At 59.2% G+C, this 26,578-nt stretch carries 26 protein-coding genes, 1 tRNA gene and 4 pseudogenes; 7 read left to right on the plus strand and 24 right to left on the minus strand.

Features of this window, described 5'->3' with window-relative positions:
- Positions 1–2 precede the first annotated feature (2 nt).
- Positions 3–1,046 carry an L-malyl-CoA/beta-methylmalyl-CoA lyase gene (citE, locus tag ALTAJ2_RS06685; RefSeq protein WP_007108469.1) on the plus strand — a complete coding sequence of 348 codons (1,044 nt, stop codon included), beginning with the start codon at positions 3–5 and terminating at the stop codon, positions 1,044–1,046.
- A gap of 226 nt (positions 1,047–1,272) precedes the next feature.
- Here citE and ALTAJ2_RS20485 read toward each other — a convergent pair.
- The 7 genes and pseudogenes from ALTAJ2_RS20485 to ALTAJ2_RS18535 all read right to left on the minus strand — a co-directional run.
- A pseudogene (locus tag ALTAJ2_RS20485) lies at positions 1,273–1,971 on the minus strand (IS6 family transposase).
- Positions 1,972–2,445: 474 nt separating this feature from the next.
- Positions 2,446–3,219, minus strand: coding sequence for a hypothetical protein (locus ALTAJ2_RS19105; protein ID WP_144240219.1), 774 nt, complete (start codon positions 3,217–3,219; stop codon positions 2,446–2,448).
- 251 nt (positions 3,220–3,470) lie between these two features.
- Positions 3,471–4,095 (minus strand): annotated as a pseudogene (locus ALTAJ2_RS18520) (IS6 family transposase).
- Between the two features lie 123 nt (positions 4,096–4,218).
- Positions 4,219–4,731, minus strand: coding sequence for an RDD family protein (locus tag ALTAJ2_RS18525; RefSeq protein WP_239647705.1), 513 nt, complete (start codon positions 4,729–4,731; stop codon positions 4,219–4,221).
- Positions 4,732–5,060: 329 nt separating this feature from the next.
- Complete coding sequence (locus ALTAJ2_RS06690; RefSeq protein ID WP_049899940.1) at positions 5,061–5,354, minus strand: helix-turn-helix transcriptional regulator; 294 nt, start codon at positions 5,352–5,354, stop codon at positions 5,061–5,063.
- A 123-nt stretch (positions 5,355–5,477) separates the two neighbouring features.
- Positions 5,478–6,011, minus strand: coding sequence for a hypothetical protein (locus tag ALTAJ2_RS18530; RefSeq protein WP_007108472.1), 534 nt, complete (start codon positions 6,009–6,011; stop codon positions 5,478–5,480).
- Positions 6,008–6,193, minus strand: a pseudogene (locus tag ALTAJ2_RS18535) (UPF0175 family protein); the annotation flags it as partial. The gene ALTAJ2_RS18530 and the pseudogene ALTAJ2_RS18535, both read right to left, overlap by 4 nt.
- A gap of 153 nt (positions 6,194–6,346) precedes the next feature.
- Here ALTAJ2_RS18535 and ALTAJ2_RS18540 point away from each other — a divergent pair.
- Positions 6,347–6,937, plus strand: a pseudogene (locus tag ALTAJ2_RS18540) (IS6 family transposase).
- 156 nt (positions 6,938–7,093) lie between these two features.
- Here ALTAJ2_RS18540 and ALTAJ2_RS06695 read toward each other — a convergent pair.
- Positions 7,094–7,177 (minus strand) — tRNA-Ser (locus tag ALTAJ2_RS06695).
- 41 nt (positions 7,178–7,218) lie between these two features.
- A complete protein-coding gene (locus ALTAJ2_RS06700; protein WP_007108475.1) occupies positions 7,219–7,959 on the minus strand; it encodes a hypothetical protein in 741 nt (246 codons plus the stop codon).
- A gap of 111 nt (positions 7,960–8,070) precedes the next feature.
- Between ALTAJ2_RS06700 and ALTAJ2_RS06705 the strand changes: the two genes are divergently transcribed.
- On the plus strand, positions 8,071–8,289 hold the full coding sequence (locus tag ALTAJ2_RS06705) for a hypothetical protein (protein ID WP_007108476.1): 219 nt from the start codon (positions 8,071–8,073) through the stop codon (positions 8,287–8,289).
- Between the two features lie 29 nt (positions 8,290–8,318).
- Here ALTAJ2_RS06705 and ALTAJ2_RS06710 read toward each other — a convergent pair whose 3' ends face one another.
- The 12 genes from ALTAJ2_RS06710 to ALTAJ2_RS06765 form a co-directional block, all read right to left on the minus strand.
- Entirely contained in the window at positions 8,319–8,921 is a 603-nt protein-coding gene (locus tag ALTAJ2_RS06710) for a uracil-DNA glycosylase (protein ID WP_007108477.1), read from the minus strand.
- Positions 8,922–9,033: 112 nt separating this feature from the next.
- Positions 9,034–9,309, minus strand: coding sequence for a hypothetical protein (locus tag ALTAJ2_RS06715; protein WP_007108478.1), 276 nt, complete (start codon positions 9,307–9,309; stop codon positions 9,034–9,036).
- Positions 9,306–10,382, minus strand: coding sequence for an Mrp/NBP35 family ATP-binding protein (locus ALTAJ2_RS06720; RefSeq protein WP_007108479.1), 1,077 nt, complete (start codon positions 10,380–10,382; stop codon positions 9,306–9,308). The genes ALTAJ2_RS06715 and ALTAJ2_RS06720 overlap by 4 nt, the downstream gene beginning before the upstream one ends.
- Positions 10,383–10,478: 96 nt before the next feature.
- Complete coding sequence (locus tag ALTAJ2_RS06725; RefSeq protein WP_050031441.1) at positions 10,479–11,420, minus strand: hypothetical protein; 942 nt, start codon at positions 11,418–11,420, stop codon at positions 10,479–10,481.
- A 5-nt stretch (positions 11,421–11,425) separates the two neighbouring features.
- Complete coding sequence (locus ALTAJ2_RS06730) at positions 11,426–12,601, minus strand: eCIS core domain-containing protein (RefSeq protein WP_394297072.1); 1,176 nt, start codon at positions 12,599–12,601, stop codon at positions 11,426–11,428.
- A gap of 45 nt (positions 12,602–12,646) precedes the next feature.
- Positions 12,647–13,591 (minus strand): hypothetical protein, encoded by a 945-nt coding sequence (locus ALTAJ2_RS06735; RefSeq protein WP_007108483.1) that lies wholly within the window; start codon positions 13,589–13,591, stop codon positions 12,647–12,649.
- Positions 13,592–13,594: 3 nt separating this feature from the next.
- Positions 13,595–14,962: an eCIS core domain-containing protein gene (locus ALTAJ2_RS06740; protein ID WP_144240221.1), complete on the minus strand. Its 1,368-nt coding sequence runs from the start codon at positions 14,960–14,962 to the stop codon at positions 13,595–13,597.
- A 143-nt stretch (positions 14,963–15,105) separates the two neighbouring features.
- Positions 15,106–15,762: a hypothetical protein gene (locus ALTAJ2_RS06745; RefSeq protein ID WP_007108485.1), complete on the minus strand. Its 657-nt coding sequence runs from the start codon at positions 15,760–15,762 to the stop codon at positions 15,106–15,108.
- A 294-nt stretch (positions 15,763–16,056) separates the two neighbouring features.
- Positions 16,057–16,827: a hypothetical protein gene (locus ALTAJ2_RS06750; protein WP_007108487.1), complete on the minus strand. Its 771-nt coding sequence runs from the start codon at positions 16,825–16,827 to the stop codon at positions 16,057–16,059.
- A 182-nt stretch (positions 16,828–17,009) separates the two neighbouring features.
- On the minus strand, positions 17,010–17,957 hold the full coding sequence (locus ALTAJ2_RS06755; protein ID WP_239647707.1) for a hypothetical protein: 948 nt from the start codon (positions 17,955–17,957) through the stop codon (positions 17,010–17,012).
- Positions 17,958–17,998: 41 nt separating this feature from the next.
- Positions 17,999–19,279 carry an eCIS core domain-containing protein gene (locus ALTAJ2_RS06760; protein WP_050031438.1) on the minus strand — a complete coding sequence of 427 codons (1,281 nt, stop codon included), beginning with the start codon at positions 19,277–19,279 and terminating at the stop codon, positions 17,999–18,001.
- Positions 19,280–19,617: 338 nt separating this feature from the next.
- Positions 19,618–19,938 carry a hypothetical protein gene (locus ALTAJ2_RS06765; RefSeq protein ID WP_007108490.1) on the minus strand — a complete coding sequence of 107 codons (321 nt, stop codon included), beginning with the start codon at positions 19,936–19,938 and terminating at the stop codon, positions 19,618–19,620.
- Positions 19,939–20,141: 203 nt separating this feature from the next.
- On the opposite strand from ALTAJ2_RS06765, the gene ALTAJ2_RS06770 reads away from it, so the two are divergent.
- On the plus strand, positions 20,142–20,993 hold the full coding sequence (locus ALTAJ2_RS06770) for a translation initiation factor eIF-2B (protein ID WP_050031439.1): 852 nt from the start codon (positions 20,142–20,144) through the stop codon (positions 20,991–20,993).
- A 102-nt stretch (positions 20,994–21,095) separates the two neighbouring features.
- Positions 21,096–22,388: a TIGR00341 family protein gene (locus ALTAJ2_RS06775; protein WP_050031440.1), complete on the plus strand. Its 1,293-nt coding sequence runs from the start codon at positions 21,096–21,098 to the stop codon at positions 22,386–22,388.
- Between the two features lie 9 nt (positions 22,389–22,397).
- Here the strand turns inward: ALTAJ2_RS06775 and ALTAJ2_RS06780 are convergent, their stop codons facing one another.
- Complete coding sequence (locus ALTAJ2_RS06780) at positions 22,398–23,093, minus strand: ThuA domain-containing protein (RefSeq protein WP_049899956.1); 696 nt, start codon at positions 23,091–23,093, stop codon at positions 22,398–22,400.
- 343 nt (positions 23,094–23,436) lie between these two features.
- Between ALTAJ2_RS06780 and ALTAJ2_RS06785 the strand changes: the two genes are divergently transcribed.
- Entirely contained in the window at positions 23,437–24,561 is a 1,125-nt protein-coding gene (locus tag ALTAJ2_RS06785; protein ID WP_049900019.1) for a Gfo/Idh/MocA family protein, read from the plus strand.
- 219 nt (positions 24,562–24,780) lie between these two features.
- On the opposite strand, the gene psmB is transcribed toward ALTAJ2_RS06785, so the two are convergent.
- Complete coding sequence (gene psmB, locus ALTAJ2_RS06790; RefSeq protein ID WP_007108495.1) at positions 24,781–25,512, minus strand: archaeal proteasome endopeptidase complex subunit beta; 732 nt, start codon at positions 25,510–25,512, stop codon at positions 24,781–24,783.
- 170 nt (positions 25,513–25,682) lie between these two features.
- Positions 25,683–25,853: a hypothetical protein gene (locus tag ALTAJ2_RS19625; RefSeq protein ID WP_007108496.1), complete on the minus strand. Its 171-nt coding sequence runs from the start codon at positions 25,851–25,853 to the stop codon at positions 25,683–25,685.
- A gap of 304 nt (positions 25,854–26,157) precedes the next feature.
- Between ALTAJ2_RS19625 and ALTAJ2_RS06795 the strand changes: the two genes are divergently transcribed.
- The gene (locus tag ALTAJ2_RS06795; RefSeq protein ID WP_007108497.1) at positions 26,158–26,514 is read left to right on the plus strand and encodes a DUF555 domain-containing protein; all 357 of its coding nucleotides are present in this window, start codon (positions 26,158–26,160) and stop codon (positions 26,512–26,514) included.
- Positions 26,515–26,578 lie beyond the last annotated feature (64 nt).

A 26,578-nucleotide genomic window follows, 5' to 3' on the forward strand; every position in this document is an offset into this window, starting at 1 on the left:
ACATGACCGACGACATTCGACTCTGCCGTACGTTCCAGACCGCACCGGCCGCCGTTCCGAAAGACGACTCGGCGAAGTACCTCACTTCCGCGCTCGAGGCGGAGGGGTTCCAGGCCCCCGACTGGCTCGTCCCCGACATGGAAGACGGGACGGCACCCGATATGAAAGCCGAGGGCCTCGAGAACACCATCGAGAAGGTTCCCCAGTACGACTTCCCCGGCGAGATCTGGCCCCGCGTCGAGTGGAGCTACGAGGACGAGGAGTACTGCGAGAAGGGGCGCAACCAGATCGACCGGCTCGTCGCCGAGATCGGCGACGAGATCGACGGTGTCGTCGTCCCCAAGGTCGGCCGTCTCGCGGACGTGAAACGCGCCGCCGAGGTCGTCGCTGAGGCGGAGGCCGAACACGGCTATGACGACGGCTCGATCGGCCTCTCGGTCATCGTCGAGACCGGTCGTGCCCGCTCCGATCTGCGCGAGATCTCCAAATTCGGTGCGGACTCCCGGCTCACCGCGCTCGTCTTCGGCCCCGTCGACTACGCCGCCGAACTCGGCGGCCGCGACCTCGGTGACGGCATGCCCCGCTGGGACGGCCTGCTCGAGGCCCTCTCGAACGAGGCCAGCGCCGGCGGCCTGCTCTCGATCGGCGGCCCCTTCGACGACCTGTTCAAGGAGCGTGCCGGCCTGACCTACTACAACGCCGACGAGTACGCCGATCAGATCGAACACGAGGCCCAGCTCGGGCTCGACGGCTCCTGGTCGCTGTACCCCAAACAGACGATCCAGGCCAACACCGTCCACATGCCCACACCCGAGGAACTCGAGCGCGACGTGCACAAGATCGAACGCTTCAACGAAGCCAAACGCGAGGGGACCGGCGCGGTCACCATCGACGGCCAGATGGTCGACGAAGCGACCTTCAAGAACTTCCGTAACACCGTCCAGCAGGTCCGCGCGATCGACGACATGCGACCCGCACAGACCGAGGAGTACTACGACGCTGAGCTGCTCGACCGAGCGCGCGACCTCGAGCTGTCCTACGAATAGGGCTCGAGTCCGGCGGTGCTGCGTCGGGACCTGATTCTCACGTTTTCTTCGCCGCGTCTATTCTCTCGAGCAACCGGCCGAAGCGTCCGTACGGAAAACCGGTTGGGGATGTATGGCACCCCCCTGTTAGTATATTGAGTACTCGGTGTTGAATCCCAGAGACGGCCTACCCTTCGTTTCGAAATACTCTTTTCGAGTACTAGAATGGATGCGCTATGGGGCACTGCTAGATTGAACCCTTCTGTTTGAGTGCTTTGACTGGCGGTTGATTGTCGAGTGCTTGATGACTGCGGTGGTGGTTATAGTAGGCGGTGTGGGCAGTCAGGCCAGTGCCGAGCGCTGGCCTGACTGCCGTTCCATGTTTCATGGAACCGTTCGATTCGCATCGTATAGGTCTGAAAGAGCTTTTCAACGATGTTGCGGTCAGTGTAGTTGAGATCGCCGCTGAGATTGCTTGGGCACGGGCAGTCAGGTAGCCCACCCCATCAACGAGAAACTCCGCGTCTGCGACGCGGTGTTTCTCTTTCAGTTCCTCTAAAAACTGTTCAGCGGAATTTCGGTCCCTGTGCTTCGAAAGTCGTGCATGGAGCACGACTTTCGAATCGACATCAATCGCAGCGTAGAGTCACGCTCTCTCTTCGTTCCCTAGTTGAATCTGTTTCTCATCGACCGCAACACGGTCCGGTTCTGCTGTGAAGTCTTGCTCGTAATAATCAGCGTAGGCTTGGTACCAGTGCTGGATCGTGGCTCGGCGTCGTTCGACGCCGAACCACTCACAGAGGTCTCGACACTCTGCTAATAAGCCCGCTCCAGCATGGACAGCGCACGCCAGCCTGATCAGCCGGGCTGGCGTGCGCGTCCGATCACTATTCAAAAATCCCACACCAGAAGAACCCGTTACATCGACTTGGAGTTCTTCGAACAGCATGTTCCCACTTCCCTCGAAGAACTCCGCTCAGTTCAACCCCAATCTAGCAGTGCCTCAGTTACCTCTTTTTATGTGACTGGATACCCCCAACGAGAGCACCTATCCCAACAGCAATAAGTGAGATTTGTACAATGTGACTGGTGTCCTTAAACATAAGCACGCCAGCGATAATAAGAGATAATATTCCAAACCCTGACATTACATATCCGAAGGACTTCGGTTGTACTACGATAATTAGTAATCCAATCCCGACGATTGTTGGATAAACTGTTGTAATACTAATTCCAGTGAAATAATATCCAGCGATAGTAAGACCGAATGTTATTACAGACAGCAATACCCATGGATATTGCCATCGGTTAAGCGAAATCATACCTCTACATTTGTAATAGAAATGTATATATCTATCGTTTTGAAATAATAAATAATGCACTTAAATAGACATATTATAGAGGATGTCTAATGTTTAGACTATGTTGGAATACCTGGAACTGGTGGAGTGATAATACCTAATGCCAGTGCAAGCGCAATCACAACAGCCGTGGCAGTGATAATAACCTCTGGCGGACTAAGATCAACAGCATCATAGAGATCCTCAGCTAAGTTTCGAGAGGTATCGTAGAGAGCATTGGCCAACTCCGTAACGGAGACATCGTCTAAATCTGGGTAATCTGGGCAACGTGGCCCTATACACGCTGTATCAAACCCGGCACCTAATTCAAGATAAATACAGCCAGAATTCTCATTCACCAAAATATTCATGCTGACCTCATTCTGGATGTTACCTGTGAGATCGTCATTTTCAACTTCTACGCTAGGACCATAACCAATTGATGTACCGATTGACCGACCAGTAAAGTGGCTACCGCCACAACTGAGCGACTCCTCCACGATTGGTGCTTCAGCAAGTGCACATAGTTCTGGACCAAATGGAATGTTCAGACACCAACTGAACGGGAGTCCGTCTGGAAGTCCTGGAACCCAACTAGGAATCGTAGCTTGTGTATTCACACCATCAGAATTGTTTTTCACATCATCATTCAACTCATCTTCAGCAATTCTCTCTAATTCTTTGAGAAGCGCTTCTTTCTCTTCTTTACTGAGTTCATAGCTTTTCTCAGTGGTCTCATCTGATTGAGCCGCCCCTACTGATGAGAGCGCAAGGCTAGATCCGACAACGCCAAACCCAGCTTTTTGAAGTACTTTTCTTCGATTGAAGCTATCATTTCTATCTGACATCTGCATCTGATCAGAATTTCCAATGGAACTTATATTTGGCTATCCCACATGGTATTAAAGCAATAATTCAAAGCTGATTTTGTATTTAACATATAGTAAAATGTTTCCAAACATATTTATGTGGCAGTTGCTATGGCATTCAATATCTCTCAGACAGTTCGGTTCGCAAATCGTTCCGAGGGATAGTTATTTACCGTCACTGTCTAGTTCTGCACCTTCTCAACCGGCGTTTTTCCACCGAGAGATTGATGCGGCCTCTAGTGGTTGTAGTAATAAATGAATTATTCAAGTCACTCTCGAACGCTCGCCCGACTGACCACCCATGAATTATGGAAGCGGTCGATACGCATTTTGAGGGTGTGAAACCACTTTTCGATGAGGTTTCGCTCGGTATAGTTGACCTGACCGCTCAATCCTAATCGAGCAAGGGCAGTCCGATAGCCGAATTGATCAACGAGAAACTCAGCATCGGAGAGATCGTGTTTCTCGGTGAGTCGATGGAGAAACGCAGCCGCCGGATCGGTGCCATGCCGCCCAAATAACGCAACGTCGAGAATCAACGTTGTCTCGGTGTCTATTGCAGCGTATAACCAAGACCATTCGCCGTTAATCTTGACAGCAGTGTCGTCAACGGCGACCCGCTTCGGCTGCGCCTCAGGCGGGTCGCATACGCTGTCAGCTAGCCGAAGAATCCAGTTCCAAACCCCCCGTAAAGCGTTGAACGCCTAATTCAGCGAGAATCGTTGTTGTCGCTCGAAGCGAACAACCGGTCTGATGGAGGTGGATGGAGAACGTCCTGACGGGCATCGCCGTCCGATTGTTCTCCCAAGATTCTTCTAAATCCGCCTCGTAGTTCTCACTGAGCAGGTCTGCGAGTATCAACCAACTCAACAGTACGACCTACTCACTTCTCAAACTGGCTCAACTAGACAGTTCCTATTCAAGAATGAGTTCATATATCTCAAATTTACAATACCGCTGCTTGATAATAAATAAAAGAAAAAGTCATTCGCGGACAACAACTGTATTCGCAACGCGATCCCCAATTCGTTGATACCGGTCAGATATGAGTGACACACCAATTCCAACGATATAGAAAGCTGGGAACCAGTCAATAATTCTAATTAAATTGCGCATAAAAGAGTTTTGCAAAGATGGCGGAGACCCACTTTCGTGAGTAACTCTAATTGAAACAAGATATTTTCCTATCGTTTGTCCGAATTTCCACTCACAGATAGTGTGATAGCCGATTGCAAAAGTAAACCACAGCGAGAGTCCAATAACCGCAGCCATGCCGCCTAAGTCCGTATGAACACCATTGCTGGTCTCGATATTTCCAGTGAAAAGGCCGACAATCGGTATCGCAATGAAGGTAAGAAGAAACCAAATAAACGAATCGATAAACATGGCAATCCCACGGATACCGACGCTGCAATAATCCGAATCAGTATTAGAAGCCATTCTAATATAGAAGTTGCATTCCAGAATCATAAATACACCGAAATGGGAGATCTCCATTAACTATCGCGTTTATTTACTCCACAATATATAACTTAACATCGAGTAATGACGGCTCATTGCTTTCACGAGTGAGAGCGCATCTGAATGACGTACTCCTAACCAGTACTGGGCACCATCCTGCTGAGTGTAGCGAAGCAGGGCATGCCGAGACTCATCCGTGAGACACCCGCAGCCCCCCCACCGCTGCGAGCGTAGCGAGCAATTCGAAGAGCGTCGGAACAAGACTCGAGACGGGAGAATCTGCTCAATTCGACTAGGCCCGGCACCCGAGGAAACGGCGTATTCGCACGATAGAGGGCCTATCTTCTGATAACCGATCGAGCTAGCTACTCGTCGCTTGAGCTGAATCCATCGACGTACTGGTCTTCCCATTCACGCCGGGCCTCGAACTCGCGCTGGCCGCGGGCAGTGACCGCGTAGTAGTTCGTTCGCTTGTCGAGTTCGCCTTTTTCGACGAGGCCCTTGTTGACGACCTCGTCAAGGTTGGGATACAACCGATCGTGATGGATCTCTATCTCGCAGTAGTTCTCGAGTTCGTCTTTGATCGCAAGCCCATGGGGCTCGTCTTGGCCGGCGATCGCATACAAGACATCATGTTGAAATGCAGTCAAATCATACACATTTGGATTATTGAGTATGGGTATATATGCATTACTGAAAGTAGTGAAAGAAAGTGCGTGTTTCAGGGACAGGATTGCGTGAGAATCGAATCTCGAGTCTTGTCGAAACCACAGCGAGAGAAGCTATTCTGGAGTATACTCATCAAAAAGGACATCACTGACACTCTCAACGGGAGCATAGTAATCACATTCATCAACCCAGGTTGTGAACCAACTGTCAGCTGTTTCGACAGTGAGGTTGTCCCGAACAACACCACGAACGAGTAGCCCAATAGAACCCGTAAGGTTGATTTCGTATGTAGAAGCAGGGTTTCGGGCTGCACCGTCATCGGTTACGAGTGTGCCATCAGTTCTATCGGCAACAACGAATGCTTCCGCCTCACCAGGGTCGAGTTGGTCTCGAATCGTTGGATACGCTTGCTCGAGTTGTTCTGTTACACTCTTCTCGAGAGGAATTTGTCCAGTCCTGATGGCCTCAAGTGCGTTCTCAAGATACGGATACCCGTTCTCTATACCGCGTTGAAGTTCCCATTCAATGGCAGGGACAGTTGTTAGGTTCTCAAGTACCGCCGTAAGCCACGTTACCGACTCAGTACTCGCGAAGTTGCTCGACACTGTTGCATCAAGAATGACCGGCAGCGAAAACGACTCACTCATTCGATGTCGAGTGCTGTCTCGACCTCATCCTCGAGATCGTCCATGGTCTGTGGGCCAAGGCGAACCTCAACATCAGCCTCAGTGAGAATATCTTTCATCTCCCAGCGGGTGACATCAGCCCGCTCTGCAGCTTTCCCAAGGGAGATTTTACCGAGCACGTAGAGTCCGATCGTGGTCGCGAGCTCCTCAGTGAGATCGGCATAGAGTTTATATCAATTAGTTACTATGATTTCCAGCTACACACTCGAGCGGCAGCGTCATTAATGTGTCCTCGTCTGGCGCGGCCGTGTTTAGTTAAGCGTGAAAAGTGTGGCGTGCTGATTTTCAGCTAATTTATGGCAGAAATCGCACGCCTCAGTGGTAGTCGCGACTGGATTGAGTTGGATTTTGTGGAGCGAGAGCTGACACCGCGGCAGCTGATGGAGCTCGGTATTCGACTCCATCTTGCTTAATTATATCTTTCGAATACAGTTCTAGAATTGTGGAAGTTCGGTGTCGAACGATCGCGCAAAACTGTACACAATTGGGTACAGAAAGCCGATCTACAGCCAGCAACAGATGCGAACCCGAATCACGTTGCGCTCGACGAAACCGTGATTCAAATCGATGATTTCCAGTATTGGCTGTACGCTGCAGCCGATCCTGAAACAAACAGAGTCTTCCATATACGGCTATTTTCGACGGCCACGACCGCATTGATTGAACGTTTTCTGCGAGAACTAATCGAGAAATACGATGTCGAAGATGCGGTATTTCTCGTCGGTGACGCGCAGCATCTTCAGACAGCACTCTGCCGGCACGGGCACCTATTTCGATACGAAAAACATGGAAATCGGAACGCTGTCGAACGTATCTTTCGAAACATAAAACAACGCACCTCCTCATGCTCAAACTGTTTCAGTCACGTCAAACCATCAACCGCATAATCGTGGCTCCAGCCTTCGCTGTCTAGCAGAGTGCTACAAACTAAACACGACCACACCATCGTAGCATGTATTTGTCACTCTGGGAAAATCTTATAGAGGTGAAAGAGATACAAGAATGACATGGAGATGTCTATCGTCACCAAAATCGCAGGAAAGCGGTGGGGATGGGATTTGAACCCATGAGGCTTGACAGCCACCTGCTCTCAAGGCAGGCGCGTTAGGCCGCTCTGCCACCCCACCTCACCTGCACGTTCTCCGCACGTTCAAAAAGGGTTGTCGGTCTATTCGCGCTCGAGCGAGCCGTCGCCGCCGACGGTGAGCCCCACCTCGTCGACGAACGCGGCCGTCGCCTCGGCACCCGGTCGGTCGGCCACCCGTCGGGCCTCGAGTCCGGCGACGGTCGCCCGCAACCCGGCCGGTGTCGCGACGGACGGGAGCATCGGTGCGAAGCCGACGCCGAGACCCGCGGCCGCCGCTTTTTCGGCGAGCGTCGACAGGTCCGGCGTCGCGTACGCGTCGGTGAAATCGATCGGCGCGGTAAAGCCGGCGAAGTAACTGCGCCCCTCTGTCGACGGCCCCAACACGACCTCGTGACGCCGGAGCGACATCGCCGCCCCGTCGATTTCCGTTCGGTTGACCAGCGGCACCGTCGGCTCGAGGACGCCCACGCTCTGGGCTCCCTCCTGCTCGAGCAGGTGCGTGACGGTGTTACCGATGCGAGCGGCGCGGTTCGAACCGACCTGCCGTTCGAACCGAATCGCTGCATCCTCGCCGAGCGCGTCGAGCGCGAGCGCCCGCACCTCGGCTTCGGGGTCACCGTCGGCGTCGTCGGCCGGCAGGGTCTCAGCGTCGCGGTAGTTGAGCAGGAGGTCGCCGCCGCTGCGTGCGACGGCCCAGCAGACGTCGGCGACGGTGGCCTCGTAGAGCGACGCGGCCTCGGCTTCGGTCAACGGCGATTCGTCGACGAGCGACGAGAGGACGAGTCCGTCGCGCGGCGGGTCGATGGGGACGACGACGATCATGCCCTATCTTCCGAGCGCACGGCCCTTGAACGCGGCGCTTCCGGGGGTCGCGGGACCGAAACCGCCGGGAAATGAAGATGAATTATAACGGTGTAGCTCTTCCGAGACGGTATGGACGAACAGTCGCTCGCCGGACTGCTCGCGACGCTCGTGATCACCGCGCTGGCAGCGCTGGGCGTGTACGGATTCAGCACTGGCTACCTACTCAACTCACCCGGTCCCCTCTTCGCCCCGACGATCGGCGTGTTCGCCGTCGCGGTCCTCACCGTCGCGGCGTTGATCGCCTCCGGCGTCGGCTCGAAACGCTGGCGCGAGAACCCGTACTGGTAACCGCTCGAGCCGCGATCACCGCCGCTTCCTCACCGTTCCTGCCGCCCCTTCGTCTGCCGATAGTCCGACGCCATCAGGTCCACGAACGCCTCGAGCCAGACCTGCGTCTGGTCGGTCGTCTGCGCCTGCGGGTCGATCATGGGGACGAGTTCGAACCCGCGGCCCCGAATCCGCGTCGCGTGGTCGGCGGGCAGCGAGAGGTCGTCGACCGGGGTCGTTGTGTACTCGATGCCGAGTTCCGTCAGCGCGCGCTCCCCGACGGGAACGAGGATTTCCGGATTGATCATCCGGATCTCGGCGTCGAGATAGGGCTCGCAGTTACCGATCTCCTCGTCGGTCGGTCGCCGATCGGGGTCGCGACAGCGGGTGAGATGCGTCAGGTAGACGTTCTCGAGGGCGGGCGTTTCGGCCGGCGAGGTCACGTCACAGAGACCGAGCCGCTCGAGTATCCGTCGCAATCCGCCGTCGCCGTCGCTGCCGCCCACCCCGGCGAACGGAACGCCCGCGTCGTCGGCGCGTGCCGTCGGCCGCTCGCCGACGAACAGGAAGTCAGCGTCGACGTCGCCGTAGCCGTGGACGACCCGGCTGCGCGTCTCACAGAGCGCCGGGCAGTTCTGACACTCCTCGTCCATGCCGTAGGGGTTCGCTCGAGACCGTTGATTCGCGTCCACACTCGTGTCTCGAGGGGCAGACGCAAAAGCGACGCGCCCCGGCGGCCGGTCGATCGGTCTCGAGGCGGTCGATTCAGCGATCGAGGCCGCCGCGTTCGGTGACCTCGAGAATGAACTTCACGTTGCGGACGATCTCCTCGGGCGAGGTCTCCTCGTCCTCGTCGTAGAGGTCGCTGGTCCGATACAGGATGTTCGCGAGCTGTTTGCTCTCGCTGGTGTCGCCGCGTACGTCGTCCGCGACCTCGCGGAGCGACTCGACGCGCTCGGGATCGGGCGCGAATCCGGTGTCCGAGTCGGCGGTATCGGCCGTCGCGATTCCGCCCTCGGTGTCGTCTTGGTCGTCGCTCATCGGTCCGGTGAGGTGGGCTCGCTGCGTCGGCTCTGTGAGATGGCCTGTCGGTGGACGATGCCCGTGTTATTCGCCACGTTCTCGGTGATCGTTCGGAGGGCGTCGCTGGTCCCGTCCCCGTCTTTGAGGACCGTCGGCTTGCCGCCGTCGCCGCCCTCGCGGACGGCGGGGTCGAGTGGAATCGAACCGAGGAACGGGAGTTCGTGCTCCTCGGCGAAGGCTTCGCCGCCGCCGGAGCCGAAGATGTCGTGTTCGCCGCCACAGTCGGGACAGGCGAACGTCGACATGTTCTCGGCGATGCCCAGCACGACCGTGTCGTGTTTGGCGAACATCTCGAGGCCCTTCCGAGCGTCGTCTAGGGCGACATCCTGTGGGGTCGTGACGATGACCGCGCCGGTGACGGGCATGGTCTGGAGCATCGTCAGCTGGGTGTCGCCGGTCCCCGGTGGCAGGTCGACCACGAGGTAATCGAGGTGGCCCCACTCGACGTCCTCGGTCAGTTGCGTGATGACCTTGTGGACCATCGGCCCGCGCCAGATGACCGGGTCGTCCTCGCCGGTGAGAAAGGCCATGCTCATGAGCTTCACGCCGTACTTCTCGGGCGGGACGAGCGTCTCGTCCTCGGTGGCCATCGGCGGCTCGTCGGCGTCGACCATCCGCGGGACGTTCGGCCCGTAAACGTCGGCGTCGAACAGGCCAACGCGAGCACCCAGTTGGGAGAGGCCGGCCGCGAGGTTGACCGCGACGGTCGACTTGCCGACGCCGCCCTTCCCGGAGGCGACGGCGATGACGTTCTTGACGTTCGGCAGTACCTGGTCCTCGGCGGTGAGATCGTCGCGATCGGGCACGCTCGCGGTGAGATCGGGCTCGAGGCCTGCGTCGGTGAGAACCTCGCGAACCGCGGCGGCGATATCGCTCTCGCTGGGGGAGTACGGGGCCCCCAACGCGAGATCGACATCGACCTGCTCGCCGTCGATGTCGATCTCGTTGACGAGCCCGAGCGAAACGATATCGTCGCCGAGTTCCGGATCCTCGACCGTCCGGAGCCGGTCGCGAACGGCGGTTTCGTCCATGTCACTAGCTACTTGCCAGCGTCGAAAAGGGTTGTGTTCGGTCAACGGAACCGCGTCTCGCGTCGACCCCTGATAATCGGTCCCGCTGGGGACGAATTACACCGGTGCGACGTACCCGTCGATGTCGGCCTCGTGATCGAAGTACGGGTCGTAGAAGTCGAAGTGGCGGTACTTCCCCGTATATTTGTACTTGCCGTGTCCGAGGACGCGGTAGGGTTCGGGTGGTTCCAGCCCCATGCCGATGAAACAGTCCCTGATCTGGCAGACCAGATTGTGGCCGACGTGATAGCGGAACCGATCCCGGTCGTAGTTCGTCGGCACGATCTCGAGACGGGCACCGGGGTCGCGATCGAACGGATCGTCCCCTCGGATCGTCCGATCCTCGTTCGTGTCCTCGTAATACATGGTGTCGATTCCTGACACTCCCTCGATCGTGAGTGCAACGCCAGCGCCATCGGACTCGCCGTCACCACCAACGAGGGAGGTCGCTTTCGAGACGAGTCCCTCACTCGTCGCCGTGGCTCCCTCCTCGAGATCCTGCTCCCCGAGGACCTCCGTCGCGGGTCGGGTGAGTTGCTTCTGTATCGCCTCGAGGTCCTCCTCGAGGTAGATCTTCTGCTTGTAGAGCAGGAACTCCTCGTTGTAGACCGCCGATGGCAACTCGAGTGGCGGAACGATATCGGATCGGTCGTGGCTGGCTGCCTGCTCGTACAGTGTCTGGAAGTACTCCGCGAACTGTGCGTCGCTGAGATCCAGCAGTGCCAGCAAGACTGCAGCGATTCGGTCCGGGTTCTCGGCTGGCGGGAGCGTGTCGTGCCCCTTCTCTCGGTAGACGTGATAGCGGGCGAATCGGCGGGCTTCAAATACAGCCTCATGTTGTTTATTTGTCCGTTTTGAAGGATCGTCGAGATATCCATCCTGTGCGTGGCCAGTTATTTCACCGTCATATCCCATCACGATTCGGTGTTCAATGCTGCTGTTATCTACTACTTCTACACCCAGGTCCGTCTCATCTTCACCGACAATCTTGGCATCCATCGAGATCACCAGAATTTCATCGACGAGTCGTCGGTTTCCCCACCGTCCTCACGTTTTCCATCGGCATCATCATCGGCGCTGAAGAGTCGGTCTCTGATTCCACCGAAAGCGCTTTTGAGCCCTTCATTGGCAGTAGCCACGCCAGCAGTCATCACGGCAGCAGCGATGGCTGGTGCAGCCACTTGAGGGTTAGTTGCCGTCTCTTTCAGGACATCCTGAATTGCAGGTTCACTCACTGCCCGACCCAACGCGATTGTTCCAGCAACAGCACCGCCTTTCATGATGCCTTTCGCCTTCTCGCCAAACCCGCTACGGACCTCGTCCTCGAGTGCGCTCAAGTTCGACTGTGTGTCCTGAATCTCCCGCTGATTCTGGCTAACAGTCTCTTTGAGCCCAGTGACTTCCTGAATATCCTGCTGATTCCCGTTGATCGTCTTTCTGATTTCGCCGACCTGCTGTTTGAGATCAGTTATCTCCTGAGCATTGCTAGCAGCAACTGCCTCCGCACCGGATTTGACACGCTGAATCTGCATCTCCGATCCCATTCGATTGATCGTTACCGGCCCGTCGGCCAGCGCCTGTTGGGCCGCGTCCTCGGCTTCCCGCTCGAGTTGGGGATCAGGATCGATTGCCAACCCGCTGTCGTCTTGGGGCATCATGCTGATATCGGCTCCAGTCTGCTGGCGGACGTGCGCTAACTCGTGGGCGAGGATGTGCTGGCCCTTCGGCGATTCGGGATCGTACTCGCCGTGATTGAACGCGATGTGATTCCCGACAGTAAACGCCCGCGCGTTGATTTCCTCGCAGGCGTTCGCGGCGGTCGCATCGGCGTGGATCTGCACGTCGCCGAACGAATCGCCCATCCGCTCTTCCATCGCCTGCTGAATGCCGTCATCCAGCGGTTGGCCGGTCGACTGTATCACGTCTCGGACCGGATCTGGAACGCCCGCATCACCGGCCGGCTCCGTGGCAGCGGCGGCTTTCTCACTTCGGAGTACGGACCGCTTGTTCTGTCGTTCGATATCGTTGGGAACGGCCTCGGGACGGGCGGCCTGGCGCTCGCGGAACGCCTCGGCCGCGTTCGGATCCCGCATGTCCTCGACGGTCATCCCCTCCTCGAGTAATGTCAATATATTCTTCAGTTCGGCGTATTGATCGAACCCTCGAGTGGTTGACTGAATCACAGGTATGAATGTGAACAGTTACGTCATGGATACCGCCAGCTGTTAGCGGAACGCTTTGGTGTTCGGATCGTGAAATTGAGGATAGAACTCAATATTGTCGTACCGCCAGGTGGACATGAATCGCCCCATTCCGATCACCTGAAACGCTTCGGGTGGGTGGACACCCATCTCGACGAACGAATCTCGAATCTGACAGCGCAGGTAATGATCCATGAAGGACTTGAAATACTCGAGATCCTGTGGGTCAATCGGCAGCAGCTCGATGACAGTGTCCGGGTCGCGCGCTGCCGGCTCAAGATGATCGTCGATAGCTGTCAGATTTGGCCCGTTCGGATACTTGACGTAGAGTTGGGAGGTTTCGTCGATATAGGTTGCCTCACTCAGGTCGAGATCTGCATCCTCTGCACGACCGGCGAATTCACCGGCATACTCCGCCCATGTATCGATTTCATCCGCCGAGACATCAGTGAGATCGATATCGGCGGCCGGTTGGTCGATAGCAAGACCGTACTCGTCAGCAAGTTGCCCACCAATATCCGTCTCGAAGGGATCGACCCCAAGATAGATGTTCTGACAGAAGATACTCGGATCAGTGGCCTCCCCTGGAACAGTGATTGCAGGGGAGGTCCCGTCGCCCTCCTCATAAGCGAGTTGCTGATAGAGATCGCCGAAGTGGCGTTTGAACTCCTCAGCGCTCATCTCGTCAATCGCCTTCCGGACAGCATTAATCCGAATGGGGTTCTCAGCCGCCGGAACAGTATCGTATCCTCGTTCAGCCAAGACGAAATATTTTGCAAATCGACGGGCTTGGTTCACCCGTTCATTTTCTTCCTCTGTCCGTTCGGCTGGATTGTCAGGATACCCGTCTTGCTGGTGTGCTGTGATTTTACCATCGAAAGCCATCTCGATGACGTGTTCAGCGCCATCGTTATCCCGAAGATTCACTCCGACGAGTTCATCGCTTTCACCAGTAATTACAGCCTTCATGAATTACACCTGACCTCCTTGGCCAACACCCGTTAATTCAGATCCAGTAGATTCTCTTTCATTCTCTAGTCGTTCGATTTTGTCCTCAAGTTTCTTATATTTCTGGTGAAGATCGGCAACGGACGCAGCGTGCTCTTTCGGGAGCGTATAATCAGTTACCTGTTTAGCCACATCGCTAGCCGCCCCGCCGAGGAGTTCGCCGCCAAGTGTCTGGCCGACCTGGTAGCCAGTGGCAGCGCCTGCACCGGTCCCAATTGGCCCGGCGAGACTCCCCACGGCTCCCCCGAGAAGGGCACCGAGACTGCCACCGCCGACCGTTCCGATGAGTTTACCCCCAGCACCGGCCAGCGAGCCGATCGAACCCCGGGTCATCGTCTGGGTGAGATCGCTCCCGACCGATTTGGTATTCTCCCAGGCTTCCCTCATCGATCCAACGAACCCACTGCTCTCAGCCGCGTTGGCTGACTGCTCGAGCGATCCGCGCGCAGTACCACGCTCAGGACCAGCCGCAGTCGGATCGGAGTCGGCCTGGTCATTGACGTGGCCGCGATAGTAGTTATCGACGATCTCGAGAACCTCGTCTTTGGTGACGTACTCGGCTTCGCCTTTGGCCGCCCGCTGAATCTGCATTTCCGACCCCATCCGATTAATCGTCACCGGCCCATCAGCCAGCGCCTGTTGGGCAGCGTCGTCGGCCTCCCGCTCGAGTTGGGGATCAGGATCGATTTCCAACCTGCTGTCGTCTTGGGGCATCATGCTGATATCGGCCCCAGTCTGCTGGCGGACGTGGGCGAGTTCGTGGGCGAGGATGTGCTGTCCCGCCGGCGATTCGGGGTCGTACTCGCCGTGATTGAACGCGATGTGATTCCCCACAGTGAATGCCCGCGCGTTAATCTCCTCACAAGCTTTGGCGGCGGTCGCGTCGGCGTGAATGCGTACGTCGCCGAACGAATCACCCATCCGCTCTTCCATCGCCTGTTGGATGCCGTCATCCAGAGGCTGCCCTGTCGACTGTATCACGTCTCGGACCGGATCTGGAACGCCCGCATCACCGGCCGGCTCCGTGGCAGCGGCGGCTTTCTCACTTCGGAGTACGGACCGCTTGTTCTGTCGTTCGATATCGTCGGGAACGGCCTCGGGACGGGCGGCCTGCCGCTCACGGAACGCCTCGGCCGCGTTCGGATCCCGCATGTCCTCGACGGTCATCCCCTCCTCGATCCACTCGTGGACACGGACCGGGTTCGACGCCTCGAGTCGTTGTAACTCGAACAGCGTCTCTTCGTTCGGAATCGACATCCCGTACTGCTCTTCCGCCTCCTCGAGTGGCAGCCGCTGGAAGCAGTCCGGCGATTCCGAGGCACTGTCCGCCATTATCAGGGAGAATGTGTCGAACGGACATGCTTCCCGATCGGCACTGGAGGACTGCTCAGTTCGGCGTGCTGAACGAGGCCCCATATGACTGGCCGGATCACAAGTATGAATGTGAACAGTCACGTCGTGGATTCCATCGGCTGTTAGTGGAACGCTTCGGCGTTGGGATTGTGGAATTCGGGATAGAAGTCGATGTAATCGTAGCCGCGGGCAGCCATGAATCGACCCATCCCGATCACCTGAAACACCTCCGGTGGGTGGACACCCATCTCGACGAACGAATCCCGGATCTGACAGCGCAGATAATGATCCATGAAGGATTTGAAATACTCGAGGTCCTGCGGATCGATCGGAAGCAGTTCGATGATCGTGTCCGGGTCCCGCGTCGCCGGAGCGAGGTGATCGTCGACGACTGCTAACTGTGCACCGTCGGGATACTTGACGTAGAGATCCGATGTCTCGTCGATATAGGCTGTGTCGCTGAGGTCTAGTCCCGTATCGGTGGCCTGTGCCGCGAACTCACCCGAAAACTCCGCCCACGACTCGAGTTCCGACTCTGAAACGTCGGTGAGGTCGATCTCGGCAGCCGATTGCGTAACGTCGAGGCCGTGGTTCGAGGCGAGTTGTGTCCCGAGGTCGGTTTCAAGCGGATCAATTCCGAGATAGACGTTCGTGCAGTAGATACACGGGTCGGTCGCCCCTGATGGAACGGTCATCGCAGGCGACGTTCCACTTCCCTCCTCGTACTCGAGTTGCTGGTAGAGGTCACCGAAGACCGATTCAAACTCCGCGAGGTCCATCTCGTTGATCGCTTGTCGGACGGCGTCGATTCGGACTGGATTCTCGGAAGCCGGAACAGTATCATAACCGCGTTCCACGAAGACATAATAGCGAGCGAAAGACCGTGCCTGCCGGATACGTTCGCTTTCTTCGTCAGTTTGATTCACTGGTTTATCCGGGTACCCATCTTGGTCGTGGTGCTTGATCTCTCCGTCAAACTCCATCTCAACCACGTGCTCAACATCATCGTTATCGATAATGCTCAGACCAACACGTTCGTCATTTTCTCCTGTAATGAGTCCATCCATATTTGATTATCTCCGGCTTTCGCCAACACCCTGTGAATTGTTTTCTCCAGTCAAGGTATCATCTGATTTCTTTAGTTCCCTGACATCCTCTTCAAGTTTCTTATATTTCTGGTGAAGGTCGGCAACGGACGCAGCGTGCTCGTCTGGAAGCGTATAATCAGTGGCCTGTTTGGCCACATCGCTAGCGGCTCCACCGAGCATTTCTCCGCCCAGCACTTCGCCGAACTGGTAACCAGTAGCAGCGCCTGCACCGGCCCCAACCGGCCCGGCGAGACTCCCAACGGCACCTCCGAGGAGGGCACCGAGACTTCCACCGCCGACCTTTCCAACCAGTTTCCCGCCTGCACCGGCGAGCGAGCCGATCGCACCCTTTGTGAGCGCCTGCGAGAGATCACGCCCGACTGATTTGCTCTTCTCGAGAGCCTCCGTCATCGTTCTCAAGAACCCACTGCTCCCAGCCGAGGAATCAGACTGCTCGAGCGATCCGCGTGCGGTATCACGTTTGGAACCGGCCGCAGTCGGATCGGATTCCGCCTGCTCCTCGACGTGACCGCGATAGTAGTTGTCGACGATCTCGAGAACCTCGTCTTTGGTGACGTATTCGGCATCGCCTTTGGCCGACCGCTGGATGTGCATCGCTGAACCCATCCGGTTGATCGTCACTGGTCCGTCGGCCATCGCCTGCTGGGCAGCGTTCTCGGCTTCCCGCTCGAGTTGGGGATCAGGATCGATTTCTAACCCGCTGTCTTCGGCCGTCTCGTCCGTTGGGCACGTCAACCACGTTCGGGCTCCCGACCCATCCGACGCAGCCGTCTCCGATCGCCCTGCGACCTGAGTGTGCGTTGTGGCACTCAAAGAGTCGGAGTCGGCCGTTGCTCGGTCTCTTTTGAGAACCATTGTGGAGCGTCTCCGCTTATCCTAATTTCGACACCAGTGCCTCTATCAAAAGCTGTCTCAGATCAACCTAATAGACCCTCGGGCGTGTGTTCTTCCTGCCAGTCGTCGATTTCAGCGTGGTAATTGTAGTAGTCGGGATAGAACTCATGATGTCTGTACCAGCCGATGTTCTCGTAGAAGCCAGGACCGAGTACCCGGAAAGCTTCCGGCGGCGCGATCCCCATCTCAATGTAACAGTCTCGGACCTGACACCGCAAATGGTGGACGAGGTCTTCCTGGAAACCCTCGATGGTATCGAAGTCGTAGAAGTCGGCAATCATCTGCGGACGGGCGTCGGGTTCCCGATCCGGTAGCGGCTGACTCGAGTCAGCGGTAACGTCCTTGTCGGTTTCTTGAGACTCTTCCCAGCGGACACCCACAGGACCGACCGCTTCGATGAGGCTATCACCAAAGTGTGCAGCGGACTCTGTGAAATCGACATCCATCTCGGCGAGCGTATCCTGTAGCTCATTGAGTTGGGTTCCGTCGCTGGCACCCGTCGTTGCCGCTGCCTCGAGTTGCTGATAGAGGTCCGTCTCAGTCAACTCTTCGATAGATGAGATAAAATCTTTCTCACTGCTAAGATAGATGTCTTGACCGACACGCCGTAAATCAGCCTGCCGAGCGTCGCGTGGTTCGTCAACGACTGGTTTCGAGTTCTCAACATGACTCCGCAACTGCTGACGGGTATCTCCGAAGTGCTGCCGTACCTGGTCGGGAATAAATGAAGCTACTGCAAGCATTGCTGTGGCGATTCGGTCGGGATTGCGAGATGGATTTAGAGTGTCGTAGCCCCGCTCCAGGTAGACGTGATATCTAGCGAAGCGTCGAACTTGATTATTATGTTCATTTTCCATTACTGTTCGATCGGCCGCGTTATCCGCATAGTCTTCACACTCATGGTATTTTATTTCACCATTTTCGTTGATTTCAATGAGGTGCTCAGATCCGCGATTATCGATGACACTCAAACCAATCCGCTCGGACTCTCCAGTTATAATAGCGTCCATATTCACAAATCCTCTCTTGAAACTGCATCGCCAGTCGAAACGCCACCATGATCGTCGCCCTTGATCCGCTGTTTGACTTTCTCAGCAAGGGAATCTAATTCGGTTTCGGAGATGGCATCACGGCCACGCTCGTATACCTTCCCATAGAGTGTCTTAGCGGCATCGGACAACGCACCACCGGCCATCGCACCCAACACCGGGTTTGCAGTTGCGGCGGTGACAGCAAGCCCGATTCCGCCACCGACAATTCCCTTGCCAGTCGCTTCCCCAACAGCATCGAGCGTTCCCTGCTCGTTGCGAACCTCGTTGAATAGCTTCGCCTGATTGACCTTGATCTCTCGAACCTCCTCAGCCAACGCTTCGGGCTCAGCTTTCACCTCGTCGGGAACCAACTCCCCGCCTTCCTGCTTGTCCGTACTACTAAACGGGTTTAACTTCCCCAACGCCGTTCGCTGGATGTGCGTCTCGAGTCCCTTCCGGTTGACCACGACCGGTCCATCCTCGAGCGCGTTCGCCGCTGCTTCGTCGGCTTCGCGCTCGAGTTGGGGATCAGGATCGATTTCTAACCCGCTGTCGTCTTGAGGCATCATGCTGATGTCGGCTCCAGTCTGCTGGCGGACGTGCGCTAACTCGTGGGCGAGGATGTGCTGGCCCTTCGGCGATTCGGGATCGTACTCGCCGTGATTGAACGCGATGTGATTGCCGACAGTAAACGCCCGCGCGTTGATTTCCTCGCAGGCGTTCGCGGCGGTCGCGTCGGCGTGGATCTGCACGTCGCCGAACGAATCGCCCATTCGTTCTTCCATCGCCTGCTGAATGCCGTCGTCCAAGGGCTGCCCTGTCGACTGTATCACGTCTCGCACCGGGTCTGGAACGCCCGCATCGCCGGCCGGCTCCGTGGCAGCGGCGGCTTTCTCGCTTCGGAGTACGGACCGCTTGTTCTGTCGTTCGATATCGTCGGGAACGGCCTCGGGACGGGCGGCCTGCCGCTCGCGGAACGCCTCGGCCGCGTTCGGATCCCGCATGTCCTCGACGGTCATCCCCTCCTCGATCCACTCGTGGACGCGGATCGGATTCGATGCCTCGAGTCGTTGCAACTCGAACAGCGTCTCTTCGTTCGGAATCGACATCCCGTACTGCTCTTCCGCCTCCGCGAGTGGCATCCGTTGGGCCCAGCTGCCGGCGTCCGACTCGTGGTCGGACAACGACCGGACGGTCTCGATTTGCCGAGACCGTCGGTCGTCACCGGTCGTCGTGGCTTCCCTCGTTGATCGAAACCCCATGTAAGCTCTTGGCTCGGTATTTCGTTTCTTCTGATATAAAAGTTGTTTGAGGTGCCTATTTAAATAAAGGTGGACCCGGGATTACGTTCCATCAGCACGGAGGCGCTGAGCTATCCACTCCAGGAATGGCACGCAATGTGTTACGCCGCGATCACTCCCATCGCCTCGCCACAGTGGAACGCGATCCCATCGACACACCTTCGAGGTCACTACAGGCACTGAGCGGCGGTCGTCGAGTTCGAAGGCGGTCTCGAGGCTCGAAAAATCTATGGGACGGGCCGGCGCGTGCGGCGACCGCGAGTGAAGTGCGCCGGTTCGCGTCGGCTCCAGGCCCGGACTCACGAACTGAAATCGAACCGCGGCCCGCCGTAGGTCGGCGGCTCCGGCTCGAGTTCGACCCCCTGCTCGTACCGGACGAAGTTGAGGTAGAACGGCCGGCCGCAGCCCTCGATGGGGGTGCCCTCGAGATCGGTGACGGTGCCGTCCTCGCCACAGTGGAACTCGATCCCGTCGACCGCCTCGAACTCCTCGTCGGGGCCGGCGTACTCCCATCCCGGCTGGGGCAGTGTGGTCACGGATCGGTCCGCGAGGTCCGGTCGGCGTTCGACGCTCACGACGGCTCCGCAGTGTGGACACGTGTACCGGACGGTGACGGTCATCGGCGGGACTAGGGGACTCGAGGACGTAAGCCTGCGGGCAGCGGTGAAATCGTCGACGACTCGGTGCCGGGTCGTCCTGGCACCGGGCCGCGGCGCGGTTTCGGTCCACCGGGACCGCGTGACGACGACTGGGTGATAGGTCTGCGACGGGACGGCTGAGGGCACCCGGAACACCTTTTGCGCTGACCGAAAACCATCGGAGTATGATCGACGAGACGGCCGAGGAAATCCGTGAAATGCAGACGCACAGTTCCTCGGTGGTCGCGGTCCACGCGACCCAGGCCCTCGAGGAACTGGTCGGGCGGGAGTTCGCGACTGTCGAGGAGTACACGCGCGCCCTCGAGCGCAACGGGTCCGTCCTGCGGCGGGCGAACCCCTCGCACGCTTCGCTGCAGAACGCCGTCCGGGAGGTCGTCGACGACGTGACCGAGGCCGATCCGGACAGCGTGGAGGCGGCCCAGCGACTCACCAGCGAGCGGATCGACGCGGTTGTCTCGCGGATCGAGTCCGGCAAACGACTGGCCGCCGAAAACGCCGCGACGGTACTCGAGGACGGTGCGACCCTCCTGACCCACGACTACTCCTCGACGGTGGTCGAGGCCCTCGAGCAGGCGACCGACGCCGGCAAGACGTTCGATGTCTACGTCACGGAGGCGCGGCCCCGATACATCGGGCGCAAGACGGCCCGCACCTTCGCCGAGTTCGACGGGGTCGAGACGACGCTGATCACCGACAACGCGCACGGACTCGTCCTCGAGGAGTGCGATCGGGTCGTCGTCGGGATGGACTGTATCGTCGACGAGACGCTGTACAACCGCGTCGGGACGTTCCCGATCGCGTCGACGGCCGCGCGACTCGACGTTCCGGTTACTGTCCTGGGATCGGCCTCGAAAATCGTCAGCGAGGGGTTCGTCTTCGAGAACGAGTACCGGCCGAGCAGCGAGGTGCTGCCCGAGCCGGCCGACGGGTTCGCCATCGAGAACCCCGCCTACGACGCGACGCCGGTCGACCTGCTCGAGAGCGTGATTACGGACGAGGGCCGACAGGAGTTTTGAGCCCCCCACCGGTGTCGGCCGAGACCGCTCGAAGCGGTCGCCGGACCTGACAGTCGCCGTCGTGTGGCAACAGCCTATGCCGGTCTCGGATGTACTGGCCGTATGCGTCTCGTTCAGGTATTCGTGCCGCGAGGCGAGTTGGACCTCGTTCTCGAGGCGGCCGAGGAAGCTGGCGTCGACTACACCGTCTCACGGGATACGGACCGCGGCGAGTTCGAGGCCCTCGTTTCGATTCCCGTTCCGCCGCCGGCCGTGGAGGGGCTGTTGGCAGACTTTCGAGCCGCCGGGCTCGACGAACGCTCGTATACGGTCGTCACCGCCGCGGAGACGATCGTCTCGGAGCGAGCCGATGCCCTGTCTACTCGGGTGTCGGGCACGCGGATCTCTCGAGAAGAGCTCCGGTCGCGAGCGGTCGACCTCGCACCGGCCGTCTCGACCTATTTCAGCCTGCTCGTCGTGAGTACGGCGATCGCGACGGCGGGATTGTTGCTCGATTCCGCGGCGACGATCATCGGTGCGATGGTCGTCGCACCGCTGATGGGGCCGGCGCTGTCGGCAAGCGTCGGTGTCGTCGTCGACGACGAACAGCTCGCGACGCGGGGCGTCGTACTCCAGGGAGTTGGACTCGTGGTCTCGATCGCGACGGCGGCAGTGATCGGCTGGGCACTCAGGGGGACGATACTGCTCCCGCCTGGGTTCGACATCACGACGGTACCCCAGATCCACGAGCGGATCACGCCTAATCTCCTCGCGTTGTTTCTCGCGTTGGGTTCCGGCGTGGCCGCAGTCGTCAGCCTCACTCGCAACGTCGGGTCGGTTCTCGTCGGGGTAGCGATCGCCGTCGCGCTCGTTCCGCCGGCGGCCACCGCGGGACTCGGGATCGCCTGGGGTCGTCCGGAGGTCGTACTCACCGCCGGCACGCTCGTGTTGGTCAACATGCTCTCGATCAATTTCGCGGCGTTGCTCCTGTTGTGGCTCTCGGGCTACCGACCGCACCGGACCGCGGACATCGAACGCGCCTACGGGCGACTGCGTTCACGAATCGTCGTCCTCTTCGTCGCGATCGCCATCCTCACCGCCGTTCTCGGCGGCGTCACTTACGGGACGTACCGAACTGCGGCGGTCGAACACGACGTCCGGACCGAACTCGAGACGATGAGCGAGGAACGACTGGCCGACGGCGCTGCCCTCCAGTTCCGGGAACTCGCCGTCGACTACGAACTCGTCGACGTCTACACCGGCGCTGAACCGATGGTTACCGTCCTCGTCGAACGACCGCCGGGCGAGCAACTCCCCGATGACTTCGCCACCGACGTTCGCGAGCGCTTGGAGTCGGCGACCGGCGTCGATCTCGAGGTCGTCGTCGAACTGGTCGAGACGCAACGAAGCGGGTGAGTCGGACCGTTACTCCCGTTCTCCGAACGTCCGCGGCGAGCCCTCGGTCGGGGCGGCCCAGTCGACCGCGTTGCGGAGCACCCGCCGAATGTCGTCGTGCTCGTAGATGGGATACGTCTCGTGGCCCGGGCGGAAGTAGAAGATCCGGCCGTTGCCGCGCCGGTAACAGCAGCCGCTTCGGAACACCTCCCCGCCCTCGAACCAGCTGACGAACACCTGCCGGTCGGGCTCTGGGATGTCGAACGGCTCGCCGTACATCTCCGATTCGGGGAGTTCGATAGATTCGTCGAGTCCGTCGGCGATCGGGTGGCCGGGATCGACGACCCACAGCCGCTCGGTTCCCCCGTCTTCGCGGTACTGCAAGCGACAGGACGTTCCCATGAGTCGCTTGAATATCTTCGAGTAGTGGCTCGAGTGAAGCGGGATCAGTCCCATGCCCTCGAGCACGCGCTCGTGGACCCGATCGACGACCGCGTCTCGGACCTCGTCGTGGGCCTCGTGTCCCCACCACAGCAGAACGTCCGTTGCGTCGAGAACTCCCGCGGTGAGACCGTGCTCGGGGTCGTCGAGCGTCGCGGTTCGGACCGCGTGGTCGTCGGCGAGCGCGTCGGCGATGGGGGCGTGAATGCCGTCCGGGTAGACGGCCGCGACCGCGTCGTCTTCGCGTTCGTGGCGGAACTCGTTCCAGATCGTGACGTCGGCCATGGCGAGTCCCTCCACCTGCGAGCGACTTATAGTTCGGTCGGGCCAACGGAAAGGGGCCGACCGATCCGGTCAGCACGTGACCGGGTCGACAGCGCCGAGCGGGAAACCGGAGACAGTCTTGCTAACTTGAAATTCATACTTTCGAATTAAGTCGCCATAGAGGTTGGGAACAGTATACTAGATCCTGAAATACGAAATGATTGTACAGATTAATCGGTCACAACCCTTATTTCGGTCGCCCACTCCTTCTCCGTATGGACCGGAATCGAACGCAACCGATAGCGAAATGGCTGGTTTCTCGCTTTACTGCCATCGCTACTCCGACGAAATCGCGGGGTTGGACATGATCGGCGACGGGATCGGGGTCGGTATCGTCGGCCTCGGCGGCATGGGCAATCTCCACGCGCGAAGCATCCGTGACCTCGGCGCTGAGATCGTCGCGGGCGTGGATCTCGTTCCGGAGCAACGCGATCGATTCGCCGGCGAGTTCGGCGCGCGGACCTACGAGACCCACGAGGAACTCGTCGACGACGACGCGGTCGATGCCGTCATCGTGACGACGCCCAACCGGTTCCACGAACCGATCACCGTCACGGCTCTCGAGGCGGGACTGGACGTCCTCGTCGAAAAGCCCCTCGCACACACGCTCGAGAGCGCGGAACGGATCGCCGAGACGGCGGCCCGTTCGGACGGCATCTGTATGGTCGGCTTTCACAACCGGCACGCGGCGTCGATGGCCATGTTCGACGAACAGCACGCTCGCGGCCGGTTCGGCGATCTGACCCACGTCGAGGCGAACTACGTTCGCCGGCGCGGGGTCCCCGGGCCCGGGTCGTGGTTCACCGATCCCGAACTCGCGGGCGGCGGTGCCCTGCTCGACATCGGCGTTCACGCGCTGGATCTCGCGCTGTACGCGCTTGACTTCCCCGACGTCGTCGAAGTCAGCGGCGTCACCCGGACGACGTTCGGTACCAGCGAGGAGTACGCCGACCCCGACGGGTTCGGCGACAACTGGGACGCGGAGGCCGAGGCCTACGAGGTCGACGATTCCGTCAGCGCCTTCATCCGCACAGCGGACGGACAGACGATCTCGCTCGAGGCCGCGTGGGCGACGAACCGCGAGGAGAGCATGGACTTCCGCGTGCGCGGCACGCGATCCGGTGCCCAGTTCGACATCGGCGACACCGAACTCCGGATTCTCGAGGCCGGAACCACGGGCTGTGATCACTACGCCGACGTCGCCATGACCGGCGACTCGGCCGTCACCGGCTACGCCGAACAGGACGAACAGTTCCTCGAGGCGATCGCGACGGCCAGCGTCCCGGAGACGAACACCGTCGCGGAGGCGCTGACCGTCCAGCGCGTGATCGACGCGATCTACCGCTCGAGCGAGACGGGACGTGCGGTCCAACTCGAGGCGTCCCCGCTGGTCGAGGCCCGACTCGAGCAGTCGCCGCGACTCGACTGACTGCGTCTGTTTGTCGTGGGCCGTTTCCGACAGCCGGTGAGCAGCCACTCACCTGCCGGAACGGAGAGCGGCCCGTTCCGACCGGCCCGATAGCGAACGTGACAATGCGCGCCGATCGCACGGGACTCGTGCGATCGGGACTGGCGTGAGTCGATGCGAAGCGACGGTGCGACCGCTCTTCATTCGTCGAACTCGGAAAAGCCGCCCGCGTCGGCCGGTTTAGAGGACGTCGTCGAAATCGTGGTGCCCGTGGATGTCGACGCCCTCGTCGGTGATCTCCGCGAGGAAGACGCCGTTCCCGGAGCCGGTGTCGCGCTCGACGGCGGACTTGATGCCCCGTGCAGCGACGGTCTTGGCTTCCTCGTTGGACATGTCCGGTTCGTAGGCCTGCTCGAGGTGGCCGTAGGCCAGTTGCATCCCGCTGCCGGTGACGGTGTAGTCGTCTTCCATGACGCCGCCGGCGGGGTCGATGCTGTAGACGTGGCTGCCCTCGTCGTCGACGCCGCCGAGGATGGGGTGGATGGCGAAGAACGGGCCGCCGCGGGCGAAGTTACCCGCGAGCGTCGCCAGCGCGTCGATGCTCATTCCTTCCCCGCGTCGGGCCTCGTAGAGGTTGACCTCGGCACGGAGCGTCGAGATGAACGACTGGGCACCGCCGACGCTGCCGACCAGCGTGAGCGCGGCGGTCGGGTGGATCTGTTCGACCTTCTGGACGTTCTTGTTCGAGACGAACCGCCCGCCGAGACTGGCGCGCATGTCCGTCGCGATGATGACGCCGTCGGCGGTGGAGATGCCGATCGTCGTCGTCCCGGTCTTGTTGACGTTGTCCAGATCGGCCTGCGTCAGGTCGTTCTGGGGCATCGATCCGACCTCCGGCTCGTAGGGGTTCGGATCGTCGGCCAACTGGTCGACCGTCCGAGAGAAGTCGGAGTCGTGTGTGGGCGTACGCATTGATCGAACTCTACGACCGGGACGGTATAAAACACCGGCGGTCACCACTGCCGTTTCCGCTTTCACCGACTGCGAGGAGCGGCGGCTCGAGCGGCGAGTCGGACCGCAGCGTCGGCTCCTGCGGATCGGCGATCGGCGTGCGGGAAAACCAGTCAGCGTCGGGCGGTCGATCAGCGCTGTGCGGCTTCGTAGGCCCCCTCGACGTTCTCGAGGACGCGGTGGACCGGCAGGGTGATGCCGGCCTGGCGGGCGGCGATCGCGAGCGGCATCGCGACGATGCCGACCATAATGCACAGTTGGTACAGGGCGAACAGGGTCGCGTGGTACGCGCGGGATATCATCAGCGTTCATCGATGCCCAGACGGAGGGTATATATAAGCCTTCTTGAAAAAGAGATATCATAATGATCGTTAATTCGTTTTTGGGTCGATGCCCGCTTGCGATTAAACCGTGCTTGCTGGGGAGACAACTCGAGGCGTACTCGAGTCGATCCACGGGTATGTCGGTGGCAGTTGATCCGGTGATTTCTCGTAAGTTATGGGAATCATCCGACTGACGTGCGCGCTGCGATTCCGGGGGTGGTGTGAGCGAACGCTGGCGCGGACGAACCGCAAAGCAGGAAACCCCCCGGACCGACCGGAGCATATGGGCAATTATCTCGTCGCGATGGAAGCGGCATGGCTCGTTCGTGACGTCGATGCGATCGACGACGCGATCGGCGTCGCCGTCAGCGAAGCCGGGAAGCGACTCAACAGCGAAGACATGGACTACGTCGAAGTCGAGGTCGGCGCGACGGGCTGTCCGGCCTGTGGGGAGCCGTTCGATTCGGCCTTCATCGCGGCCGATACCGCGTTAGTCGGCCTCGCACTCGAGATGGAGGTCTTCAACGCCGACAGCGAAGAACACGCCTCTCGAATCGCGAAGAGCGAAGTCGGCGGGGCGCTGCGCGACGTGCCGCTGTCGGTCGTCGACATCGTCGAAACCGAAGCGGAGGACGAGTAGAACCACCGGGCACACGTCGCATCGCGGACTGTTCTCTCCCGTCCGGACGCCCGGGCCGGCTCGC

The sequence above is a fragment of the Natrinema altunense genome (assembly GCF_000731985.1).
GTDB lineage: Archaea > Halobacteriota > Halobacteria > Halobacteriales > Natrialbaceae > Natrinema > Natrinema altunense.